This window comes from Thalassotalea sp. G20_0 (assembly GCF_017744175.1).
Classification (GTDB): domain Bacteria; phylum Pseudomonadota; class Gammaproteobacteria; order Pseudomonadales; family Endozoicomonadaceae; genus Endozoicomonas.
Map to the genome: position 1 here is coordinate 44,324 of NZ_JAGHQV010000020.1, position 21,280 is coordinate 65,603.

Annotated in this window: 15 protein-coding genes and 1 pseudogene; 10 read left to right on the top strand and 6 right to left on the bottom strand. The window is 49.2% G+C overall.

The window, feature by feature from the left end; all coding sequences use genetic code 11:
- Window positions 1-31 precede the first annotated feature (31 nt).
- From J7438_RS13330 to pilG, 4 genes are all read right to left on the bottom strand, one after another.
- Entirely contained in the window at window positions 32-2,101 is a 2,070-nt protein-coding gene (locus J7438_RS13330) for a methyl-accepting chemotaxis protein (protein WP_209276929.1), read from the bottom strand.
- 40 nt (window positions 2,102-2,141) lie between these two features.
- Entirely contained in the window at window positions 2,142-2,699 is a 558-nt protein-coding gene (locus tag J7438_RS13335; RefSeq protein ID WP_209276930.1) for a chemotaxis protein CheW, read from the bottom strand.
- 98 nt (window positions 2,700-2,797) lie between these two features.
- On the bottom strand, window positions 2,798-3,172 hold the full coding sequence (gene pilH / locus J7438_RS13340; protein WP_209201726.1) for a response regulator: 375 nt from the start codon (window positions 3,170-3,172) through the stop codon (window positions 2,798-2,800).
- A 129-nt stretch (window positions 3,173-3,301) separates the two neighbouring features.
- Window positions 3,302-3,700 carry a twitching motility response regulator PilG gene (gene pilG, locus J7438_RS13345; RefSeq protein ID WP_209276931.1) on the bottom strand — a complete coding sequence of 133 codons (399 nt, stop codon included), beginning with the start codon at window positions 3,698-3,700 and terminating at the stop codon, window positions 3,302-3,304.
- Between the two features lie 260 nt (window positions 3,701-3,960).
- Between pilG and J7438_RS13350 the strand changes: the two genes are divergently transcribed.
- From J7438_RS13350 to pckA, 3 genes are all read left to right on the top strand, one after another.
- On the top strand, window positions 3,961-5,271 hold the full coding sequence (locus J7438_RS13350) for a TolC family outer membrane protein (protein ID WP_209276932.1): 1,311 nt from the start codon (window positions 3,961-3,963) through the stop codon (window positions 5,269-5,271).
- 385 nt (window positions 5,272-5,656) lie between these two features.
- Entirely contained in the window at window positions 5,657-6,526 is an 870-nt protein-coding gene (gene hslO, locus J7438_RS13355; protein ID WP_209276933.1) for an Hsp33 family molecular chaperone HslO, read from the top strand.
- A 327-nt stretch (window positions 6,527-6,853) separates the two neighbouring features.
- The gene (pckA, locus tag J7438_RS13360) at window positions 6,854-8,467 is read left to right on the top strand and encodes a phosphoenolpyruvate carboxykinase (ATP) (protein ID WP_209276934.1); all 1,614 of its coding nucleotides are present in this window, start codon (window positions 6,854-6,856) and stop codon (window positions 8,465-8,467) included.
- Between the two features lie 66 nt (window positions 8,468-8,533).
- Here the strand turns inward: pckA and J7438_RS13365 are convergent, their stop codons facing one another.
- Window positions 8,534-10,519 carry a WD40 repeat domain-containing protein gene (locus J7438_RS13365; RefSeq protein WP_209276935.1) on the bottom strand — a complete coding sequence of 662 codons (1,986 nt, stop codon included), beginning with the start codon at window positions 10,517-10,519 and terminating at the stop codon, window positions 8,534-8,536.
- Window positions 10,520-10,914: 395 nt separating this feature from the next.
- Between J7438_RS13365 and J7438_RS13370 the strand changes: the two genes are divergently transcribed.
- The 3 genes from J7438_RS13370 (at window position 10,915) to rsd (ending at window position 16,214) form a co-directional block, all read left to right on the top strand.
- Window positions 10,915-13,257 carry a Tex family protein gene (locus J7438_RS13370; protein ID WP_209276936.1) on the top strand — a complete coding sequence of 781 codons (2,343 nt, stop codon included), beginning with the start codon at window positions 10,915-10,917 and terminating at the stop codon, window positions 13,255-13,257.
- Window positions 13,258-13,701: 444 nt separating this feature from the next.
- The gene (gshA, locus tag J7438_RS13375; RefSeq protein ID WP_209201720.1) at window positions 13,702-15,279 is read left to right on the top strand and encodes a glutamate--cysteine ligase; all 1,578 of its coding nucleotides are present in this window, start codon (window positions 13,702-13,704) and stop codon (window positions 15,277-15,279) included.
- Window positions 15,280-15,743: 464 nt separating this feature from the next.
- Window positions 15,744-16,214, top strand: coding sequence for a sigma D regulator (gene rsd, locus J7438_RS13380; RefSeq protein WP_101745275.1), 471 nt, complete (start codon window positions 15,744-15,746; stop codon window positions 16,212-16,214).
- Between the two features lie 64 nt (window positions 16,215-16,278).
- Here the strand turns inward: rsd and bamJ are convergent, their stop codons facing one another.
- Window positions 16,279-16,962: a BamJ family beta-barrel-assembly machinery protein gene (gene bamJ / locus J7438_RS13385; protein WP_209276937.1), complete on the bottom strand. Its 684-nt coding sequence runs from the start codon at window positions 16,960-16,962 to the stop codon at window positions 16,279-16,281.
- Window positions 16,963-17,334: 372 nt separating this feature from the next.
- Between bamJ and J7438_RS13390 the strand changes: the two genes are divergently transcribed.
- The 4 genes and pseudogenes from J7438_RS13390 to J7438_RS13400 all read left to right on the top strand — a co-directional run bounded on the left by J7438_RS13390 (window position 17,335) and on the right by J7438_RS13400 (window position 21,265).
- Entirely contained in the window at window positions 17,335-17,883 is a 549-nt protein-coding gene (locus tag J7438_RS13390; protein WP_209276938.1) for a hypothetical protein, read from the top strand.
- 385 nt (window positions 17,884-18,268) lie between these two features.
- Window positions 18,269-18,460: pseudogene (locus J7438_RS28305) on the top strand (RING finger domain-containing protein); the annotation flags it as partial.
- Window positions 18,461-18,487: 27 nt separating this feature from the next.
- Window positions 18,488-19,093 (top strand): hypothetical protein, encoded by a 606-nt coding sequence (locus J7438_RS13395; protein ID WP_286196569.1) that lies wholly within the window; start codon window positions 18,488-18,490, stop codon window positions 19,091-19,093.
- Between the two features lie 240 nt (window positions 19,094-19,333).
- Window positions 19,334-21,265 carry an ATP-binding cassette domain-containing protein gene (locus tag J7438_RS13400; protein ID WP_209201716.1) on the top strand — a complete coding sequence of 644 codons (1,932 nt, stop codon included), beginning with the start codon at window positions 19,334-19,336 and terminating at the stop codon, window positions 21,263-21,265.
- Window positions 21,266-21,280 lie beyond the last annotated feature (15 nt).

Genomic DNA, 21,280 nt, shown 5'->3' on the forward strand with positions numbered 1-21,280 from the left:
TGTCATACTCTCGTCTCTTGCGGAGTCAGTGTCAGGACTCTGAGGTTTCAGGCAGTTTGAAACCCGTAACCGACTGACGCATCTCCATGGCCATACCGGCCAGATCACCGATGGATTGAGCGGTTGCCTTGGTACCTGAGGAGGTTTGAATCGAAATATCCCGGATGGCCACCATGCGGCTGGAGATCTGTGAGGCTGACTGTGCCTGGACTTTTGCGGTTTCAGAAATGTTCCGGATCAGGCCTGACAGACTGTTGGACACCTGCTCGATCTCTTCCAGTGCCACACCGGCATCCTGGGCCAGACGGGCTCCGTGTACCACTTCAGAGGTGGTCTGTTCCATGGAAATGACCGCTTCGTTGGTGTCAGTCTGGATGGTCGATACCAGCGCTTCGACCTGTTTGGTGGCTGCCGATACCCGTTCTGCCAGACGTTGCACCTCGTCGGCAACCACGGCAAAGCCCCGGCCTGCTTCACCGGCCATGGAAGCCTGGATAGCGGCGTTCAGGGATAGAATGTTGGTCTGGTCGGCGATCTCGTTGATCAGCGAGATAATGTCACCGATTTCCTGAGAGGACTCACCCAGCCGTTTAATTCGCTTGGAGGTATCCTGAATCTGTTCGCGGATAGTGGTCATGCCATCGATGGTGTTTCGTACCACCAACCCACCGTTAGCCGCGATCTGTACCGAGCGCTCGGCCACATCGGCGGAGTCGGAGGCTTCGCTGGAGACCTTGTCAATGGACTCGGCCATCTGGTTCACGGACTGGGTTGTAGCACCGATTTCCTGGGCCTGGTGGTCGGAAGCTTCGGCCAGCAGTCGCGCGGTTGCCTGTGTTTCCTGGGCAGCTGCGTCGACCTTGACGGCCGTCTGGTTGATGGTGTTAACCAGGGCGCGCAGTTGTTCAATGGAGAAGTTAATGGAGTCCGCAATGGCCCCGGTAAAGTCTTCGGTAACACTGGCCTTAACCGTCAAGTCACCGTCTGCCAGGTCCGCCATTTCATCCAGAAGTCGCAGAATGGCCTTCTGGTTAGCAGCGTTCTGGGCTCTGGTCGCCTCGCTTTGGGTTTTGGTTTCTTCCAGACGACGGCGGGTATCCATAATGATGGACATGGCCGTGAACAGGACAAACAGAAGGGAAAGTCCACCGGAGGCCATGATGATCAGCTCAAGTGTCTTCTGTTCAATGGTGGATGTGGACAGGGTGTCTGCCAGCACCGATGTTTGCTGCAGCAGTTGTTGTGAATCGGTGAAGATGATGTCGGATGCGGTGCGTACCTGAAACAGTTCGGGAGAGGTTTCCAGAATCTCATCAACACTGCCATCGACGAATTCAAACAGGTCGGAGATCTCCATAAGACGGTCAACGGCCTCATCATCAGTCACCTGACTGATGCGCATGGCAAGGTTACCTTCCAGCATACCCTGCAGTACCCGCCCGAAGAGCTTGGCATCACGGCCAAAGCTGTCAGCGGCCATGATGGAGTCTTCGCCACCTTCCAGAACCTTGGCAACACTGCTGATAATGCGCTCTGCCAGCCAGGGCTGGCGCTGAGCCATGGCAATCTGGTCTGAGGGTGCATTGTTATCCAGAAGGATTTCTACCACCTCGTCGTATTCAATTTGCAGTTGGGGAATGGTTTCACTCAGTGTGGTAGCAACTTCATGCAGAGACAGTACGGTGTCTTCTGCCGCGAGAATACTGTCGGCTTCTATCTTCATTTCAGACCATGAAGAATCCAGGGCTTCAATTTGCTGGGCGGTAGCGCTACCGGACGTGTCAATAAAGGGAATAACAGAAAGGCTGGCACGGTTCAGATCATCAATATATTGGCCAAACATCGTTGTTGCTTCTTTCAGCAGCGGAAAGGCTTCTTCTTTACCGGAGGCTGCTTCTGAGGCGTTTTTGGCAATCTGCTGGGAAAGGACCCGAAGCTCACTGGCTTTGGTTTCATGGGTGTGCAGCAGCTGGGACTGCTGGTCATTATAGATAAATGAACCTGTCATCACTGACAGTGACAGCACCAGCATGGTGATCGAAGTGATCGTGGCCCTGTTAGCCTTGCTTCCCTGTCCCGTATTCGCTTGATTGCCTTTCATGGTTTATTCCCCGATTTCTGAAGTGAAATCAAAATCCTGTTTATTCACTGGCGGCCTTTAGAAAACGCTCGTTGGTAACGAGTCCCTCAACACTGAATACGACATAGTGTTGATCTTTGACATAGGAGCCCTGGGTAAATGGATGAATATTTTCCGGAATGGTCGCCGGTATCTCATCTGCGTGGCTGCTGGCGGTAAACTGCTGCATACCTTTTACTTCATCAACGATAAGGCCAACGGAAATGTCTTTCTTCTCGATAACAAGTATCCGGTTGTTGTGATTGGGTTGACTGGAAACATAACTGGCCTGGTTACTTTTCAGAAAGTCACCCAGGCTGACGACGGGTATCAGACGTCCCCGGACATTCGCTAATCCCCTGACCCATCGTTGCACACCGGGCAATGGCGTTGTCTGGGGAACGGGAAGAATCTCAGATATTGAACCAACCTGAACCATATAATGCTGGCCATCCAGCACAAAGCTGACACCCTGCCAATAGCTCAGATCAGTTTGCTCTACCGGGATTTGAGCACTGTACAGGGAAGCACTTTGCTCAAGTGTCTCCAGATAGTCGAACGGATGACTGGAGTTGCTCATAGTACTCCTTTCCTTCATTGTTCCCTTGACAATTGACCGTGACGAATGCGGGATAGCCCTCTTGTCCGAAAGGGTTTTTCGGAGTAGCCAGGCCTGATTCAGGCCGCAGCATCACTCAGGACTTCGTTCAGCGTTTCCAGCAGCAGGGTTTCCTTAATGGGCTTGGTCAGATAGTTTCTGGCTCCCTGCCGCATGCCCCAGACGCGATCCGTTTCCTGGTCTTTGGTGGTGACAATAATGACCGGAATGTGTCCAGTGCTGCCATCTTTAGAGAGTTGCCGGGTGGCTTGAAAGCCGTTCAGGCCGGGCATGACGATATCCATTAATACCGCATCAGGCTGCTCTTCCCGGCAGAGGGCGACACCATCGGCACCATTGTCAGCCGTCATTACGGTATGACCATGTTTCTCGAGCATTGCGCTCAGCTGGTACAGTTCGGTTGGTGAGTCGTCAACAATTAATACCTTAGCCATAAATCCCCCGGGTTTTTTGGCCTGAATAAGGGCCGCACCAAACTTGGTTACTTGCTTTTATTTATTTTCTGAACCCCTTCCGGGCCTCATTGGCAGAGACGTCGTCAGGGGCTTTCCATTCACGTACGTTTAAACGGCCAGAGCATACTCAGGGCAGTGTTCCCGAATCGTTGTGAACAGTTCATCACGGCTGAATGGCTTGGTCAGATAGTAATCTGAACCGGCAATTCGTCCTCTGGCACGATCGAAGAGACCGTCCTTACTGGAGAGCATGATGACGGGAATCTGTTTAAATGCGTTGTTATTTTTAATCAGCGCACAGGTTTGATAGCCGTCCAGACGAGGCATCATGATATCGACAAAGATGATGTCCGGTTCGGACTCGGCGATTTTGGCCAATGCGTCAAAGCCATCGGTGGCGGTAACCACCTGGCAGCCCGCCTTTGTCAGAAGTGTTTCAGCTGTACGACGAATCGTCTTGCTGTCATCGATGATCATGACCTTGAGGTCTGTTCCGCTACCTTGCATGTTTTACCCCTGGCAATCCGCAGAAGAAGCGACAATGGTTCGCTGCCATTCTTTTCTTGTTGGTCCGTTCCCAATGGCTTAATTCTGTTTTAATCGGATATCTGGACCGTTTAATATCCTTTTTTATCATAAGTTGGTCATTGCTGACCAGAAACGTGATGGTTCCAGGTCACGATTTTTCCAACCCACTGTAAAGTCCCGACTGTTCATGGCGATGTATCTAGATAATAAATCTCCGTACGAAAGAGACAGGGACCTCCATGAACCGTTTTCAATTTCTGCTGATCAGCGTGTTTTCAGGCCTGCTTGGATGGAATGCTGACGTCTCAGCTGAATCTCTGGAAGAAGCCCTGGGTCAGGCTCTGCGTTCAAACCCTGAGGCAAAAGTTGCTCTTAGTCGTCTAAAGGCTGAGAGAAAAAATATCGATGCAGTCGCTGCCGATTTCTGGCCAACGATTGATCTTGCGGCCGGTATCGGCAGACAGCAAAAGGATACCAGTCCAGATACCGATGGGGACAAGCTCACCCGCAAGGAAGCCTCATTTTCTCTGAGGCAGAACCTTTTTGCGGGTTTTAATACCTGGTACAACGTGAAGGGTGCCCGTAAAGGCGCTGAGGCTGAGCATTGGCGGCTCTACTCTACTCTGGAAGATCTGGCGCTGCAGGTTATCAATGTTTATCTCAAAGTGCTTGAGCGTCGTGATCTGGTTGAACTGGCAGAAGAAAACCTGGGCATTCATCACGAAATTTTTGATCAGATTGAGCGTCGTGCCCGTCAGGGGGTTGCCCGAAGCTCTGATTTGATCCAGGTAGAGGGGCGGCGGGCAAGAGCAAATGCCAATCTCATCAGTGCCAGAAATAATCTGATGGATGCTGAAAGTGAGTACCGTGCGTTGGTTGGGCATAGTCCCGGTGATTTGGAGTTCCCTGGTTTTGCACATCTTGATTTGCCAGAAGATTTGCACAGTGCCATTAAAAATAGCAAGCAGGATCACCCCAGTGTCAAAGCTGCTGAAATGGATGTTGAATCCTCGGAGTACGCTTATTCTTCCCGAAAAAGCAGTTATCTGCCATCACTGGATGCTGAGTTAGACCAAAGCTGGAGGCGCAATGCCGATGGCCAACTGGGTGATTATGGTGACACGGTCGCCATGGTTCGTCTTCGCTACAACTTGTTCCGCGGCGGCGGTGATCAGGCTCGTTTGCTGGAGAGTGCCCATCAGGCAGAAGAGCGTCGCTCCGAGAAAGCCAGGGTTATGAGAGATGTCGAAGAAAGAATGCGTATCAGCTGGGCGGCTCTGCAGTTTATTGGCGCACAACGCGAGTATTTATTGCTTCATGAAGATGCCAGCCGGGATACGGTTGCGGCATACCGGGAGCAATTTAACATTGGTAAGCGGACACTGCTGGACTTACTGGACAGCGAGAATGAATTGTTTCAGTCCAGCAATAGCTTAACCTCCGCCATCTATCAGGAAACCTATGCCCGTTACCGTGTTCTGGCGGCGGTGGGCAGGCTACTGGAAAATGTGGAATTTTCTATCCCGAAAAGCTGGCATCTGGATGGTTAGAAAACGCCGTATTTTCAAACCATTCAGCCTCTTGGAGGGGGGGCATCCTGAGTGTCAGCAACTATAGCTGTTGGGCTGGATCAGCTGCCCATACTTCATCTTTGGCCTGGAAGGTGTGAAATGGGGTGATGTAGACACTGTGTTATGAACACCTGACCTTTCTGATATGTCCTTTCCCCGGTCAATCTGACATCCTTCGATTATACCCAAACAACGATTTAGAAAGAGAAGCTATAAACAGGGCGAAGTGTTTTTGTCTGAATCGTAATATAATACGCCGCTTCCAATTTTATCTGTCTTTGTAAATCAGTGGCTTGCCTGTATTTGGTCGGTAGCTGTGATGCTGTCGTCAGTTTTCTGATAAGCCCGAAACGGAATGTTGCTCATGAGCAGAACTGATAACGCAGTACAACGCTTTATCTTTGAAAATACCGATATTCGCGGTGAAATTGTTTCCCTTAACCACAGTTATGTTGATGCTCTGGCTGCCCATAATTATCCCGAGGTGGTCAGACGCCTGTTGGGGGAGTTGGTGGCCTCTGCCCTTCTGTTGAGCACAACACTGAAATTTGATGGGCTGCTTACCCTTCAGGCCAGGGGTGACGGGCCATTAACTTTGCTTATGGTGGAATGTACCGACCAGCGGTCGTTCAGAGCGGTTGCGCAATTCAAGGATGACCTTTCTGAGGGAACGCTTCAGGAGCTTCTGGGCAAGGCAAGCCTGTTGATTACCGTGGACCCGGTCAAAGGTAAGCGTTACCAGGGCATTGTTCCCCTGGAAAAGGAAACGCTGTCAGCCAGTCTTGAAGACTATTTTACGCAATCTGTGCAGTTGCAGACCCGCCTGTGGCTGGCCTGTGATGGCCAGACCTGTGGCGGTTTTCTGTTGCAGGCTCTGCCTGCCAGTGTCGAGCTTTCCGAGGACGTTCGCGCTGAATCCTGGAAGCGCATGACGGCTCTAGCTGAAACCACTCAAGATGCTGAGCTGCTGGAGCTGGATCATGAAACACTGCTGGTCAGACTGTTTCATGAAGAAACTGTCCGTATTTTTGACAAGGAGCCTGTTCGTTTCGTCTGCACCTGTTCCCAGGAAAGAAGTGCAAAAATCATCAGCACTCTGGATCGCAAAGAAATTGAGTCAATTATTGAAGAAGAAGGTCAGGTGGCGATGGACTGCCAGTTCTGCAATCACCAATATGTTTTTGGTAAAGCTGACATCGATGCAATCTTTAACGAAAAACCACAACTTCACTGAAGTTTTCTGATTTCTCTCCTTCCGATCCGGTCAGGAATTCCATTGAATTTCTGACCAGTCAGAGGAAAATGCGACAGTGATCGTCTGTGTTTTCTTCCGGTAACTGATGATAAATTTGACCCGGGGCAATACTTTTAAGCCGACAAAGGTTTAACGTTTTTACCAGACTCAATTAACAAGAGGCGTTATGAGGGGGTCTATAACCTGTAATTCCAGAGTTATATTTCAATAATAGATCCAATACCCTATCATAGCACGCCACAAGAATTACCATAATCTAACAACACAAAACGTTAAGTTGAGCGTATTGCCGCAGGAGAACTTTGCATGGCCCATGTAAACGTAAAGGAAGCTCTGGCTGCTGTCGGAATCAAGGATGTCCTTGATGTGGTCTACAACCCCTCCTATGAAACGCTGTTTGAGGAGGAGACCCGTCCGGAGCTGGAAGGCTATGAACAAGGGGTAGTTACTGAAATGGGGGCAGTGTCGGTGGATACCGGTATCTTCACTGGCCGTTCTCCGAAGGACAAATACATCGTCAAAGACGATACAACCCGGGATACCATCTGGTGGTCAGACCAGGGTAAAAATGATAACAAGGCAATCACTGAAGAAGTCTGGGCAGATCTTAAATCACTGGTAACCAATCAACTGTCCGGCAAGCGTCTGTTCATTATTGACGGTTTCTGTGGCGCTAATCCTGAAACACGCCTGAGTGTGCGCTTTGTGACCGAAGTGGCATGGCAGGCTCACTTCGTCAAGAACATGTTTATCCGGCCCGGCGAAGATGAGCTGAAGGACTTTGAACCGGACTTTATTGTCATGAACGGTGCCAAATGCACCAACCCGAAATGGCAGGAGCACGGTCTCAACTCGGAAAACTTTGTGGCATTCAACCTGACGGAGCGGATTCAGGTGATTGGTGGTACCTGGTATGGCGGTGAAATGAAGAAAGGTATGTTCTCCATTATGAACTACCTTCTGCCGCTCAGGGGCATAGCGTCCATGCACTGTTCTGCCAATGTGGGTGAGCAGGGTGATACTGCCATTTTCTTTGGCCTGTCCGGAACCGGTAAAACCACACTCTCTGCCGATCCCAAGCGTGCCTTGATTGGTGATGATGAGCACGGTTGGGATGATGACGGCGTGTTCAACTTTGAAGGCGGCTGTTATGCCAAGACCATTAACCTGAGAGAAGAAAATGAGCCTGAGATTTTCCACGCCATTCGTCGTGATGCGTTGCTGGAAAACGTAAGCGTTGATGCCCGGGGTAACATTGACTTTGATGATGGCTCGAAAACCGAGAATACCCGGGTTTCTTATCCGCTGTATCATATCGATAACATTGTTAAGCCGGTTTCCAAGGCTGGTCACGCCAAAAAAGTGATCTTCCTGACTGCCGATGCTTTTGGTGTTTTACCGCCGGTCTCCCGTCTGACCCCTGAGCAGACCAAGTACCACTTCCTCTCCGGCTTTACCGCGAAACTGGCGGGCACTGAGCGTGGTATCACGGAACCAACACCGACGTTCTCCTCTTGCTTCGGTGCTGCGTTCCTGTCACTGCACCCAACCAGGTATGCCGAAGAGCTGGTTAAGAAGATGGAAGCCCATGGCGCTACAGCTTACCTGGTAAATACGGGATGGAATGGTACTGGTAAACGCATCTCCATCAAGGCAACCCGGGCGATCATTGACGCTATTCTGGATGGCTCTATCGATAAGGCCGAAACCAAAACGCTGCCTTTCTTCGGGTTGCATGTACCGCAAAGTGTTGCTGGCGTTGATGGCAGTATTCTGAACCCTCGGGACACCTATGAGGACCCGGCAGAATGGGAGCGTAAGGCACACGACCTGGCGGATCGCTTTATCACCAACTTTGTTAAGTTTACCGATAACGAAGAAGGTAAGGCGCTGTTGGCTGCCGGTCCGTCACTGGGCTGATAGGCATACAGTTCCGTGGAAAGGACGGGGCTATAATCTCCCCGTCCTGGCCGATATACTCCCACGTCATGGGCTGTTTAAGGTTGTCTCTCTGGCAGGAATCTTCCAGAGCAGGACAGTAGATCCTTTCGGTATGACGCACGTTAGATCATCGGCGCAGTGAATTATTAAATAATCACCATCGGGGCTGAAGTTGGCTCTTCTAACGTGATGATCCAGGGTTATCAGCTCTTCATCTATCCATTTACCATCATCGCCCCTGCCCCAGAGTTGCACAAACCCCGGCTTGTGATGATCCTTCTGAATGTCTTTGCTGCCATAGGTCAGAAAGTGGTTATCTGCCCTATTAAATTCGGCACCTCTGATGACATAGCCATCAGGGATGGTTACAGTATGTTTCTTCCACTTGCCATCGTCATCGCGCCAAAGGATGTAGGATTCAGTGTCTGTGGTAAAGCCAAGGGCACTGGCCAGACGCCCTGAGAGTGAAAACCGGCTGTGATCGACTCTGCTTTTAAGTTGAACCACCAGCTGTTCCTGCCATTGGCCCTGGCTGTCGAGGCTCTGGATTTTCACCGTGTTATCATTAAGACTGCTGGTCAGTACACTGTCCTCCTGATCGTTGAAGGCAGCGTTGTTAATGGCTCCCTGATGACGTATCCATGCCTTGTTAATCAGGTTACCTTCCCCGTCATCACCCCAAATGCAAACGTCACTCGTTTGATTGCCATAGCTCAGGAGAAAGTTCTCGGAGGGGCTGAAGATGGCTGTGTCACTGCCGATGTGCCTGAAGAACTGATCTTTATCCAAAGTGTCATCATTACTGTTGCAATTACAGAGTTTAAAGGCACCACGACCGAGATAGGCCAGTAATTTACGCCCGGAGGGGCTGAAGGCGGCATAATTGCAATCCGAAATCGTTTTTTTTCCTACCCAGTCACCGTTGTTGTCATAACCAAAAATTTTAACGTTTTTATCTATATCTCTGATCAGTGCATGCCGCTCATCATTACTCAGGTGGGCATCTTCAATTTCCCCGTTGCTATGCATGACCTCTTTCTCCACAAGACAATTGCTCTCATCACTACAGTCCCAGATGGTTGCTGATCTGTCCTTGCAGGTCAGTAAATAATTGTTCGTGATCTTGAAAGGCGATTTCTTTTCCAGGGATCGGAAAGAGTAACTGATCTCTTCTGGCTGGTGTAGCGGGGTCCACCGGCCGTTGCTATCCAGACGCAATATGTTGGTTTTGAGATTCCTTGGGTCGAAGGACACAATCTTATCCTGCAACGGGCTGAAATTTGCTGTCAACGGCGGATAGCCTTTTTCAAGGGGTGTGTGCGCAAGCGCCACCACCTCCTCCCAACAGCCATCATTATTCAGCGTACTTACTTTGACATTGCCATCGTCGCAGAGGCTCAGAAGCTTATCTTCTGCTCGGTTGAGCTGACAGAAAATTTTTTGGGAACCCCCGATACTCCCATTCTGCGACCAGTTGCCATTTGCATCTTGTTGCCAGGTTCTCAGGATATGATCTCTTAAGGTGTCGCAACCACTGATTAAGAGGTTCTTACTCGTTGGGCTTAAACTGGCATCCAGAATATAACAACCGAAATTGGCCTTAAGTTTGAATTCAAGGCAGTTTGACCGACATTGAAAAATTTCACTCTTCGCGAAGTCAATAGAGCCTGGTTCAATAGGACTATCGCACGGTATCATCTCAATATCAGGTTGTTCATGGGGTTGCGATGCATCGGCCTGCCTGGTGTATGGCGATTCATGATTTGTGGAAAAATTCAGTCCGACAATTTTCGGCTTACGATCACTGATATCTGTGGTGGCCATCCATCCGGGTGGTAAATCCAGTTTCAACCGTTTGAACGGTTGAGTCTGATCCGGTGCAGAGACTTCTAAAATACTGTTGTTAAATTTAGCCACTAACCCGGCTATTGGCTCCAGACCATTATTTAAGGCCTGTTGGTGTTTTTCCAGATTCCTTTTGGCTGCATTGCCCGACGAACCGCTGAAGTAACTCTGTGCTGATGGTTCCATAATAACTCCAGTCATACTGTCGCAAAGTGAATTTACAGGACCGTTGATCAGTAGCATCCTATGGGTATTTGACTCGTTCTGTTGCTGCTTTTCTGAGCAATCAGTACCTGAGCAGTAGATCAGTAGATCGGGTAAAAGTTCCTGCCACAGGGATTTTTCCAGTTTAGTGATTCTTCCCCGGATCGGGCATTTTCCGGTACTGTGAAGGTTTGTTTTATACAAACGGTTCAGTTTCGCTATAATGCCCGGTTTTCTCTGGTCATTAGCGTGTCTTATGGCTTGAGTTTTCAGGCCAGGATAAGCATTAATTACCGGCTGGATGCAGAAATGTTGCTGTTTCTGAGCATTATCTGGAAACTGTCCTATTGTTTTGATTCCCATGATGAGTGTGTTTTATGCAGAGTATCTCCCAGCGTATAGCTGAAGAGTTGGGTGCCAGACCTGAACAGGTCGCCAGTGCTGTACAGCTGCTTGATGATGGATCCACGGTTCCTTTCATTGCCCGTTATCGAAAAGAGGTCACCGGAGGTCTGGACGATACTCAGCTGAGAACGCTGGAAGATCGTCTCCGCTACCTGCGAGAGCTGGAAGAGCGCCGTGAAGCCATTCTGAAGAGCATTACCGAACAGGATAAGCTGACGCCTGAACTGGAAAAAGATATCCGCTCTGCAGATACCAAAACCCGCCTGGAAGACCTTTACCTTCCCTATAAGCCCAAACGTCGTACCAAGGCTCAGATTGCCCGTGAGGCGGGTCTGGAGCCTCTGGCCGATCTGCTGTTCGATACGCCGGAAAAAGAGCCTGACGTGGAAGCAGCGGCTTTTGTTGACGCAGATAAGGGAGTTGAGGATACCAAGGCGGCTCTGGAAGGTGCCCGCTATATCCTGATGGAACGTTTCAGCGAGGATGCCGAGCTGCTGGGTCAGTTGCGTGAGCTGCTCTGGAATGAAGGCATCCTGAGCAGTCGTGGCGTTGAGGGTAAAGAAGAGGAAGGTGCCAAGTTCAGGGATTACTTTGAACACGATGAGCCACTGAAAACGGCTCCTTCTCATCGGGCGCTGGCCATCTTCCGTGGACGAAATGAAGGGGTATTGCAGGCTAACATCCGCCTCGCCAATGAGCCGGAAGACCGTCGTGAAACCCATCCCTGTGAAAAGCTGGTGGCTGACTTCTGGAAGCTTGAGCATAAAGGCCGGGCAGCAGATGACTGGTTGAAGGATGTGGTGCGCTGGACCTGGCGGGTTAAGCTGCTGTCTCAGTTGGAAACCGAGTTAATGACTCGCATCCGCGAAAACTCTGAAGATGAAGCCATCAAGGTGTTTGCCAAGAACCTGAAAGACTTGCTGCTGGCGGCACCTGCTGGCCTCAGGCCAACCCTGGGTCTGGATCCGGGCTTGAGAACCGGTGTGAAGGTAGCCGTGGTGGATGGTACGGGTAAATTGGTCGAGCATACGACGATTTATCCCCATGCTCCCCAGAAGAAATGGAAGGAAGCTCTTGGTACTCTGGCCACCCTCTGTCTGACTCATCAGGTTGAGCTGGTCAGTATCGGTAACGGCACGGCATCCCGAGAAACGGACCGCCTGGCGGCTGAACTGATGCGCAGCTATCCAAAACTGGGCCTGACCAAAATTGTGGTCAGCGAAGCCGGTGCATCCGTGTACTCTGCATCTGAACTGGCTGCCCGTGAATTCCCGGACCTGGATGTTTCTATCCGTGGTGCCGTATCCATCGCCCGTCGTTTACAGGACCCTCTGGCCGAACTGGTGAAGATTGAGCCGAAATCCATCGGGGTGGGCCAGTATCAGCATGATGTCAGCCAGATCAATCTGTCCCGCTCTCTGGAAGCGGTGGTTGAGGACTGTGTAAACGCGGTAGGTGTTGATCTTAATACCGCCTCCAGCGCCCTGCTGGCACGCGTATCGGGCCTTAACCGTACCCTGGCCGACAACATCGTTGCCTATCGCAATGAAAATGGTGCCTTCAGAAGTCGTAAGGACCTGCAGAAGGTGGCCCGTTTTGGTGCTAAAACCTTCGAGCAGGCCGCAGGCTTCCTGAGAGTAATGAATGGTGATAACCCTCTGGACAGTTCTGCCGTGCACCCTGAGGCGTATCCGGTGGTAGAGAAGATTGCCAACCAGTCAAGCCGGGATGTGCGAGCCCTGATCGGGGACTCGGCTTTCTTAAAGGGCCTGAATGCGGCGGACTTTACCGATGAAACCTTTGGTCTGCCCACCGTTACCGACATCATCAGTGAGCTGGATAAGCCCGGTCGTGACCCGCGCCCGGATTTCAAAGCCGCCGAATTCAAGGATGGTATTGAAGATATCCGCGATCTGAAGCTGAATATGGAACTGGAAGGCGTGGTCACCAATGTGACAAACTTTGGTGCGTTTGTGGATGTTGGCGTCCATCAGGATGGTCTGGTGCATATCTCCGCGTTGTCTGAAAACTTCGTTAAAGATCCCCGCGAAGTAGTAAAAGCCGGCGATATCGTTAAGGTCAAAGTCATGGAAGTGGACGTTGCACGCAAGCGTATCGGACTTTCCATGCGGATGTCGGATAAGGCCGAAGAGCGTGCTGAAGCTCGCCAGCAACCACGGCAAGCCAGAACCGAAAAGCCTGCTGCTCGCAGCAAGCCACAGAAAGCCGGTCAGTCCGGAAATCGTGGTAAAAAGCAGGATTCAGGTGGTACTTTTGCCGACTTGTTTGCCAATGCAAAACAACTTCGCAAGTAAACAGACTCGGAGAAAAAGCCAGTTTTGACAGTTCCCGTAAAGACACTGTTAACGGCGATGTTTGCCTGCCAACGAAAAAGCCAGACAAGCCTTTGTCTGGCTTTTTTTAGGGGATTTAGACAATTCAGGCTGGTATTATATGGACGACAGGACGAGGCTGTCGCACAAGCACAGGCTCCTGGACCAAAACGTAATATTCCAAGAATGATTACCCTTCGCAGTTTAGGAAAATGCTGTCGATCTGTCTTTTGCGGCAACCTCAGGAGGTGGTCAGCTGCTAAGCTGATTGCTATTTTATCAGGCTCATTCAGGTTGTCTTGCCCGGTTTGAAGCTGAGTACTAATGAGAGTTCGTTCATGGTGTCGTGGTCGCGGGTATCCGTGTTGCCAATAAGAATCATCTCTCTGAACGAATGTTATAGATAATTATTATTGGATCTGTACCTTGGCTACTGAGTATCAGGATCGTCTGGAGCTTTTCCAGTCCCGTGCTAACCATTCAGTTCTTCATGGCATCTGCCATGGTATTGAGCGTGAAAGTCTCAGGGTTACCTCAGATGCCCGTCTTTCCCGGAAAAGTCATCCTGAGAAACTGGGGCGCGCATTAACCCACCCTTATATCACCACTGACTATTCTGAAGCACTGCTTGAATTCATAACGCCGGTGCACAGCCGTATTAGCGATACGCTCTCCTTTCTTGAGCAGCTGCACCAGTATACCTGCCAGAATATGGCAACAGAGTTCCTTTGGGCCGGCAGTATGCCGCCGCTGCTGGAAGGGGATGACAGTATTCCTATCGCGCAGTATGGGAGTTCCAATATCGGGGTAATGAAAAGTGTTTATCGTGAAGGGCTCTGGCATCGCTATGGCAAGCCAATGCAAACCATTGCCGGTATTCACTATAACTTCTCTATGCCAGAAGAGTTCTGGGCGCTGTTACAGCAGTCCTCCGGACAAGAGGAAATCAGCGCTCAGGACTTCAGGTCAGCGGGTTATTTTTCCCTGATCCGGAATTTTCTGCGTTACTCGTGGCTGCTGATGTACCTGTTTGGGGCCTCTCCGGCCGTTAGCCGAAGTTTTTTTGCAGATGGCGGCGTTCAGTCAGGCCTTCAGGTGCTGGATAAGGACTCTCTTTTTCTTCCTTATGCGACGTCGTTACGTATGAGCGATATGGGGTACAGCAATCACGCCCAGTCTTCCCTGAATATTTGCTACAACACACTGGAAGAATACGTAGATAGCCTCTCCAGTGCCATTCGTACGCCATACCCTCCCTATGAAGCCATCGGTCTGAAACAAGACGGTAAATACCTGCAACTGAATACCAACCTGTTGCAGATAGAGAATGAATATTACAGCACCATTCGCCCAAAGCGTATTGCCCGTTCCGGTGAAAAACCAGTGACCGCCCTGCGCAACGAAGGCGTTGAATATGTTGAGGTACGTTGCCTTGATATCAACCCCTTTGAACCAATGGGACTGAGTGAGCAGGATGCCCATTTTCTGGATGTTTTCCTGGTCTACTGTTCGTTGCAGAACAGCAATCCTATTCATGCCGATGAGTGTGATGAGGTCAGCAGTAATTTCAAAACAGCGGTGACGGAAGGCCGCCGCCCGGGTGTCGAGTTGAGACAGCAAGGGCAACCTGTCCTGCTCCAGAGCTGGGGGTTTCAGCTGCTGGATGAAATGTCTCCCATTGCTGAGATTCTTGACCAGGCCAATGAATCATCAACGTTTGTTGAGAGCCTGTGTGCGCAAAGAGAAAAGCTGAAAGATGCCGCTTTAACCCCTTCTGCGCAGGTGCTTAATACCCTTGAAACCGGAGATTCCGGTTATCTTGAGTTGATGATGTCTTTATCGGAAAAGCACTCCAAACGCTTCTCTGAGCATGATCTGAGCGATGAACGTATAGCCTACTTTGAACAGCTTGCCCAGCGCTCTATTGCTGATCAGCTGGCAACAGAAAACAATGATAGCCGTGACTTTGATACATTCCTGCAGGAATATAAGGCGGCAGAATAGTTCCTGAACCATTGCCTTTAGTCAGTCGCCGGTAGAAAGGACTCTCTGGCGAGAATGTCTGAGAATAGAGCGCGGCAGTGAGGGTGGCAGAAATTAATAGACAGTACCTGATTCCATCATTAAATCAGACTTTGGTAAAGTTGCTTTTATCGGGATGAAATCAGGATGCTGCCAGCAGTATCTGAACTAGTATCAGAATCGGGTAATTAAAATAATTTTTTTTAATTAAATGATTTTTTTTTAGTTGAAAAAGTTGTTGGACTATCATGAAAACTCCCTGAAACCATTGGATTCATAACGTTCCTGCAAAACTTGCAATTTAAATTGTGTTGTGTTTTGAAAAATAAACGCTTGCCGCAAAAAATTCACTGTCATAACCTAGCATCTGAGCTGCCTGACAAAGGCGCTTACGAGGTCCCCATTCACGCAGAAGAGATCTAATTGTTAAAGAGGAACTGTCTATCATGCTGGAGGGTTGCCAAACGGCTAAAGAACGTTGGGGAGGTGTATCAGAAATTATTGATCGCTGGCTCAACGAGCGTCAGGAGCTGATCGTCCTTTACTGCTCCATCAATGGAATGGATCAATTTGATGATGACAAGCGTCCGGTAGTCAGTAAATTAAAGGAACTGTGCCAGATTCTGGTGGATTATGCGTCAGCTGGTCACTTTGAGGTTTACGAACAGTTGATTCAGGAAGCCCGGGAATTTAATGATGGGGGCGTTGAACTGGCTCATACGGTGCTGCCAAAGCTTGAAGAGAATACCTCAAGATGTTTGAAATTTAATGACAGTTGTGAATCAATCAGCTCTTTGCAGAAACTTCAGGGCGCTGTATCGGAATTAGGTGAAACGCTGGCAGAGCGGTTCAGTCTTGAAGATAAAATGATAGAAACTCTGCATGAATCTCACCGGGAAAGGCTCACGGGATCATGATGTTCAGGTCAGGTGAGGACAAACTGTATTCAGACCATACAGTCGTTTTGTCCTCATTTCATTTTTAACTGCTTTTGTTCACATCCCTGAGTTCTACCTTGAAAATAATTGCTTCATTAGGTCCGATGATTCCGGGAATACCACTGGAGCCGTAGGCCAGAGTCGAGGGAATAAAAAACTCCCAGGTGGAACCTTCAGGCATTTTCTGTATTCCTTCTGTCCAGCCCGCGATAACCCGGTTTAACTGGAAAGTGGCGGGTTGGTTTCGAGTGTATGAGCTTTCGAAAAGGGTTCCGTCTATCCGGCGGCCTTCATAGTGAACGGTTACATGATCAGTAAGGGATGGCTTGATGCCAGTACCTTTTGTCAGTACCCGGTACTGCAAACCGCTCTCCAGCACAACAATGCCTGGTTTTTTGCTGTTTTCTGTCATAAAAAGCTGGCTTTTTTCCAGGCTCTCCTGCGCTGCTGCCTGGTACTGAAGCTGTTCAAGGTTTCTCTTTTGCACCTGCGCTAAATCTATAAAATAGGTGACTTCATCCTGTGACAGCTGTAAAACCTGGTTGCCAAGATTATCCTCTACCCCCTGGATAACGGCGTTAACATTGATCCCATCAAATTGTTTCAGTTGCTCTGCCATGGATACTCCGAGGCTATAGCTTAATTTGTCATTGTCTGTTTCCAGAGCGGCAAATGAACACAGTGAGTAAGAGAGCAGGGTAATGCTGGCAAGCGTTTTGAAGATCATATTTACACTCTTTCTGATAGATTTGTATCCTGCGTTTTGGCACAGTCTTTTCAGTACAGGTAACTCTGAGCCCTATCATTTAGTAAATTGGTTTTTTTGGCAACCCCGGACGAAGGTTGTGTAATGAAAAAGTGCCTTATTTGAAGTGTTTTTCGAGGTAATGAATATGAAAAATAAACGTCCTCTTCTATCTATCTGTTGTAGGAGAATGTGATTTAATTAGCAAAAAAACAGAGAGAAAGCTAAAAAAAAATTTGCAGATGACGAATAAGCACTCTATGTTGGAATTAAAACTGGATATAAATTATTCAGTTTTTATTACGATGTACTAACTACTAGTAGATTGGTTAAATTAAAACGAGGGACGACCCAATGCCTGCAACAAGGAAGACTGCAGCTAAAAAAAGCACTGTCAGGAAGGCTGCTGCTAAAAAAGCTCCTGCTAAAAAAACCACTGCCAGCAAGACTGTTAAAAAGGTCGACATGGTGAAAAAGTGGGAAAAAGAAATCGACGCACTGAAGAAAAAGCTGGAAAAAGCCAAAGAAGCCTTGAAAAAGGCCAAGGCCAGTGCCAAGAAAGCCACTGCTAAAAAAAGCACTGCTAAAAAAGCCACTGCCAAGAAAAAGGTAGAGGTAAAGAAGAAAACTACTGAGAAGAAAGCCACCGTCAAAAAGGCGGCAGCCAAGAAAAAGACAGTAACCAAGAAAAAAGTGGCTGTTAAGAAGAAACCTGCCACTAAAAAGAAAGTAGCTGCCAAGAAAAAGCCAGCAGCCAAAAAGGCAGTTGTGGCTAAGAAGAAGCCTGTAGCTAAAAAGAAAGTGGTAGCCAAGAAAAAGCCAGCAGCCAAAAAAGTAGCTGCCAAGCGGAAGGCTCCAGCCAGAAAAGCAGCTGCAAAAAAGTCCCCTGCTAAGAAGAAGTAATATAACTGATAACTCTAAGCCTTAAAGGGGGAATTATATTCCCCCTTATTATTTTTGTATCTTCACTCTTTTCTCCTCTCTAGATATTCGATTACTCTGAGTTTACTGTCCATATTGAAAGTCAGTTGTCTTTTAATCTCCTCAAGCCCGATACCTCAGTGAAAGCAGTGATCAGAAAAGAACGCAAAAAACTGCGGCTGGGACAAGGGCTGCATGATAAAAGTACCCGGATTGATAGGTTTTGGATCTTTGCTCTGATTTGAAATGAGTCTGAACGATAGCTATTACGGTAACAGCATTCATAAACGCTATTTTATTGAAATAAGTATCGGGAACTAAAAGCTGCAAATACAGTCTGAACAGAATAAAACAAAAGGGTCTGAACATGATTGATGGGATCAACCCTTTCAAGGTCCAAACAAACAGCCCGGAAGCAGAAAAATGTTCTGTCTGCCTGATGGCCTTCGGCAGAGATGTGGCTACTCTTATCACTAGTGTATGTAGACACACCTTTCACTCTGATTGCCTTAAAAATTCCCTCATTGCACAAAAACAATTCGCAAATAGGACTACCTGTCCACTGTGTAGAACTGATTTGTCGAGTTTGGCAAAAGTATTAGTCAGTTCAGCTACCCCGGGCCAAGGGGGGCATGGGCAAGGCAGGCCTGACTCCTTACCCCAGCGGGATATCAACCAGAATGCTCTTGTTTATGCAGATCGCCAAAGGGAGCATGAAAGGGAACGCGCAAGGGAGCGCTACCAACATGACCCTGCTTATGCACAGTACCAGAGGAGTCGACAAAGTACATACCAAGCGGCGCATTACCAAAGAGATTCTGTTTACGCCGAGCGTCAAAGGGCGCGCAAAAGGGAGCGGCAAAGGGCACGTTATCGGAATGATCCCGCTTACGCAGAGCGCCAAAGGGAACGTCAACGGGAATATAGGCAGCGCCAAAGGGAGCGTTACCAGAATGACCCTGTTTACGCAGAGCGCCAAAGGGAACGTCAAAGGGAGTACAGGCAGCGCCAAAGGGAGCGTTACCATAATGATCCTGCTTACGCAGAGCACATGAGGGAGTATCAAAGGGAACGTCAAAGGGCGCGCAGGGAGACAAACCAGAGAGTCAATCAATTGCAATCGGTTGAAACGGTAAATCCTATAGCAACAAGGGTGCTGAACACGAATCAAACGAACGAAAGCACTAATTAATCCTTTCCTACCGGTCATCGACTCTTGGGAGTTACTATAGATAAATTGAACAAGGTGTTTAAGATTCGGCTTTTGTTCAAAGAATTTTTTGCCTTCTCTGAGCTGGCGGTTTATACCGTCACCCAGTCTTTGCTGCTTCGATGATATCCTCTTGCAGGTAGCAGTATGTTTTTTCCGGCGTCACGATAGGCCTCTCCTTTATTATTGGTCTGATCGGTCGTCCACAATTAGACCATGTCAATGATCACATTGAATTCCATCAGCCTTTTAAGGTCTGGCAAGCTCCTTCTGGAGAATGCATCAACAATCATCCATTCCGGTCAGCACGTTGGCCTTGTGGGTGCTAATGGGTGCGGCAAATCAAGCCTGCTTGCGTTGCTTACCGGAGATTTGCAACCTGATAAAGGTGAACTCGCGTTTGATAAGGGCCGTGGACTGGCACATATGGCTCAGGAAATTGATGTCCTGGACCGTAATGCCGTGGGCTATGTATTGGATGGTGATATTGAGCTGCGCCGGATAGAGCAGGCGATTGCTGAGGCAGAAGCCGCAGGAAAGCACGAAAAACTGGCCGATCTCCATGAGCAACTGCTGAGTGCCGATGGTTATACAGCCCGTTCCCGGGCAGAACAGTTGTTGCATGGACTGGGCTTTAATCATCAGGTACTGAAAAAAAATGTCCGCGACTTTTCCGGTGGATGGCGTATGCGCCTGAATCTGGCCAAGACCTTGATGTGCCCGTCAGACATTATGTTACTGGATGAACCCACCAACCATTTGGATCTTGATGCCATTGTCTGGCTGGAAAACTTTCTCAAACGATACCCGGGAACATTGCTGGTTATTTCCCATGACCGGGATTTCCTCGATGCCATTACGGATCACACACTCCATATAGAACATCAGACACTGTTCCAGTACCGTGGCAACTATTCAGCTTTTGAGCACCTGCGCGCACAGCGACTGCAACAGCAGCAGGCGGCCTTTGAGAAGCAGCAGAAACTGCGGGCTCATATGGAAAAATTTGTTGAACGTTTCAGGGCCAAGGCGACCAAAGCCAAGCAGGCTCAAAGTCGCCTGAAGGCGCTGGCAAGGCTGGAAGATATTTCAGCGGCCCATGTGGATTCACCGTTCTCTTTTGCCTTTCCGGAAGCCGATAAGATGTCTGCACCGTTACTGGTACTGGATACAGCTGAACTCGGTTATGGTGATAAGCCGTTATTAAAACTCAGCATCAATATTCAACCAGGCAGCCGTATCGGGCTGCTTGGTGCGAATGGCGCTGGCAAGTCAACCCTGATCAGAACACTTGCCGGGGAATTGCCACTGATTTCGGGCAAGGTTCATCTGGGAGAGCACTTAAGCATTGGCTACTTCGCACAGCACCAGCTGGAGAGTCTGGATTTCAATGCCAGCCCTTTGCTTCATCTGCAAAGGCTCTCGCCGGAGGCCAAAGAGCAGACGTTGAGAAACTTTCTTGGCGGGTTTGGTTTTCATGGGGATAAGGCCCTGGAGTCGATTCAGGGGTTTTCCGGTGGTGAGAAAGCGAGGCTGGCCCTGGCAATCATTGGCTGGCAGAAGCCAAACCTGTTGCTGCTTGATGAGCCAACCAACCATCTTGATCTCGATATGCGTCTGGCCCTGACCATGGCCTTACAGTCATTTGAGGGGGCAGTGATTCTGGTTTCCCACGACCGTAACCTGATTCGCAGCACCACCGATGAGCTTTATCTGGTTCATGATGGCCGGATGGAAGAGTATTCAGGTGATCTTGATGACTACAGCCAATGGCTGGTTCATCTTCGCTCTAAGGAACGTAATGAATCCCGCAGCGCCAGAAGCGAAGAGAGTGGCGGGGAACTGGTCGGCTCTTCACAACAAAACGCACAACAGAAGAAAGACATACGACGCCATGAGGCTGAAAGGCGAAAAGCACTAAGGCCGTTGAAGCAAAAAGCGGAGCAACTGGAAAGTCAGCTGGAGGACCTGCAATCGTCCCTTGAACAGGTTGAAGAACGGCTCTCTGACCCTTTGATATACGAAGAAACCGCCAAAGAAAAACTGAAAGAGCTACTAAGCCGACAAACCGCACTTAAACAGCAGGCCCTGGAAACAGAAGAAGCATGGATGGAAGCCCTGGAAGCCATCGAAAACGCCGAAACCAACGGATAAAATTGTGGGGCATGG

Coding starts and splice junctions, on each gene's coding strand:
- J7438_RS13330 (WP_209276929.1), bottom strand. CDS start 2,101: ATGAAAGGCAATCAAGCGAATACGGGACAGGGAAGCAAGGCTAACAGG.
- J7438_RS13335 (WP_209276930.1), bottom strand. CDS start 2,699: ATGAGCAACTCCAGTCATCCGTTCGACTATCTGGAGACACTTGAGCAA.
- pilH (WP_209201726.1), bottom strand. CDS start 3,172: ATGGCTAAGGTATTAATTGTTGACGACTCACCAACCGAACTGTACCAG.
- pilG (WP_209276931.1), bottom strand. CDS start 3,700: ATGCAAGGTAGCGGAACAGACCTCAAGGTCATGATCATCGATGACAGC.
- J7438_RS13350 (WP_209276932.1), top strand. CDS start 3,961: ATGAACCGTTTTCAATTTCTGCTGATCAGCGTGTTTTCAGGCCTGCTT.
- hslO (WP_209276933.1), top strand. CDS start 5,657: ATGAGCAGAACTGATAACGCAGTACAACGCTTTATCTTTGAAAATACC.
- pckA (WP_209276934.1), top strand. CDS start 6,854: ATGGCCCATGTAAACGTAAAGGAAGCTCTGGCTGCTGTCGGAATCAAG.
- J7438_RS13365 (WP_209276935.1), bottom strand. CDS start 10,519: ATGGAACCATCAGCACAGAGTTACTTCAGCGGTTCGTCGGGCAATGCA.
- J7438_RS13370 (WP_209276936.1), top strand. CDS start 10,915: ATGCAGAGTATCTCCCAGCGTATAGCTGAAGAGTTGGGTGCCAGACCT.
- rsd (WP_101745275.1), top strand. CDS start 15,744: ATGCTGGAGGGTTGCCAAACGGCTAAAGAACGTTGGGGAGGTGTATCA.
- bamJ (WP_209276937.1), bottom strand. CDS start 16,962: ATGATCTTCAAAACGCTTGCCAGCATTACCCTGCTCTCTTACTCACTG.
- J7438_RS13390 (WP_209276938.1), top strand. CDS start 17,335: ATGCCTGCAACAAGGAAGACTGCAGCTAAAAAAAGCACTGTCAGGAAG.
- J7438_RS13400 (WP_209201716.1), top strand. CDS start 19,334: ATGATCACATTGAATTCCATCAGCCTTTTAAGGTCTGGCAAGCTCCTT.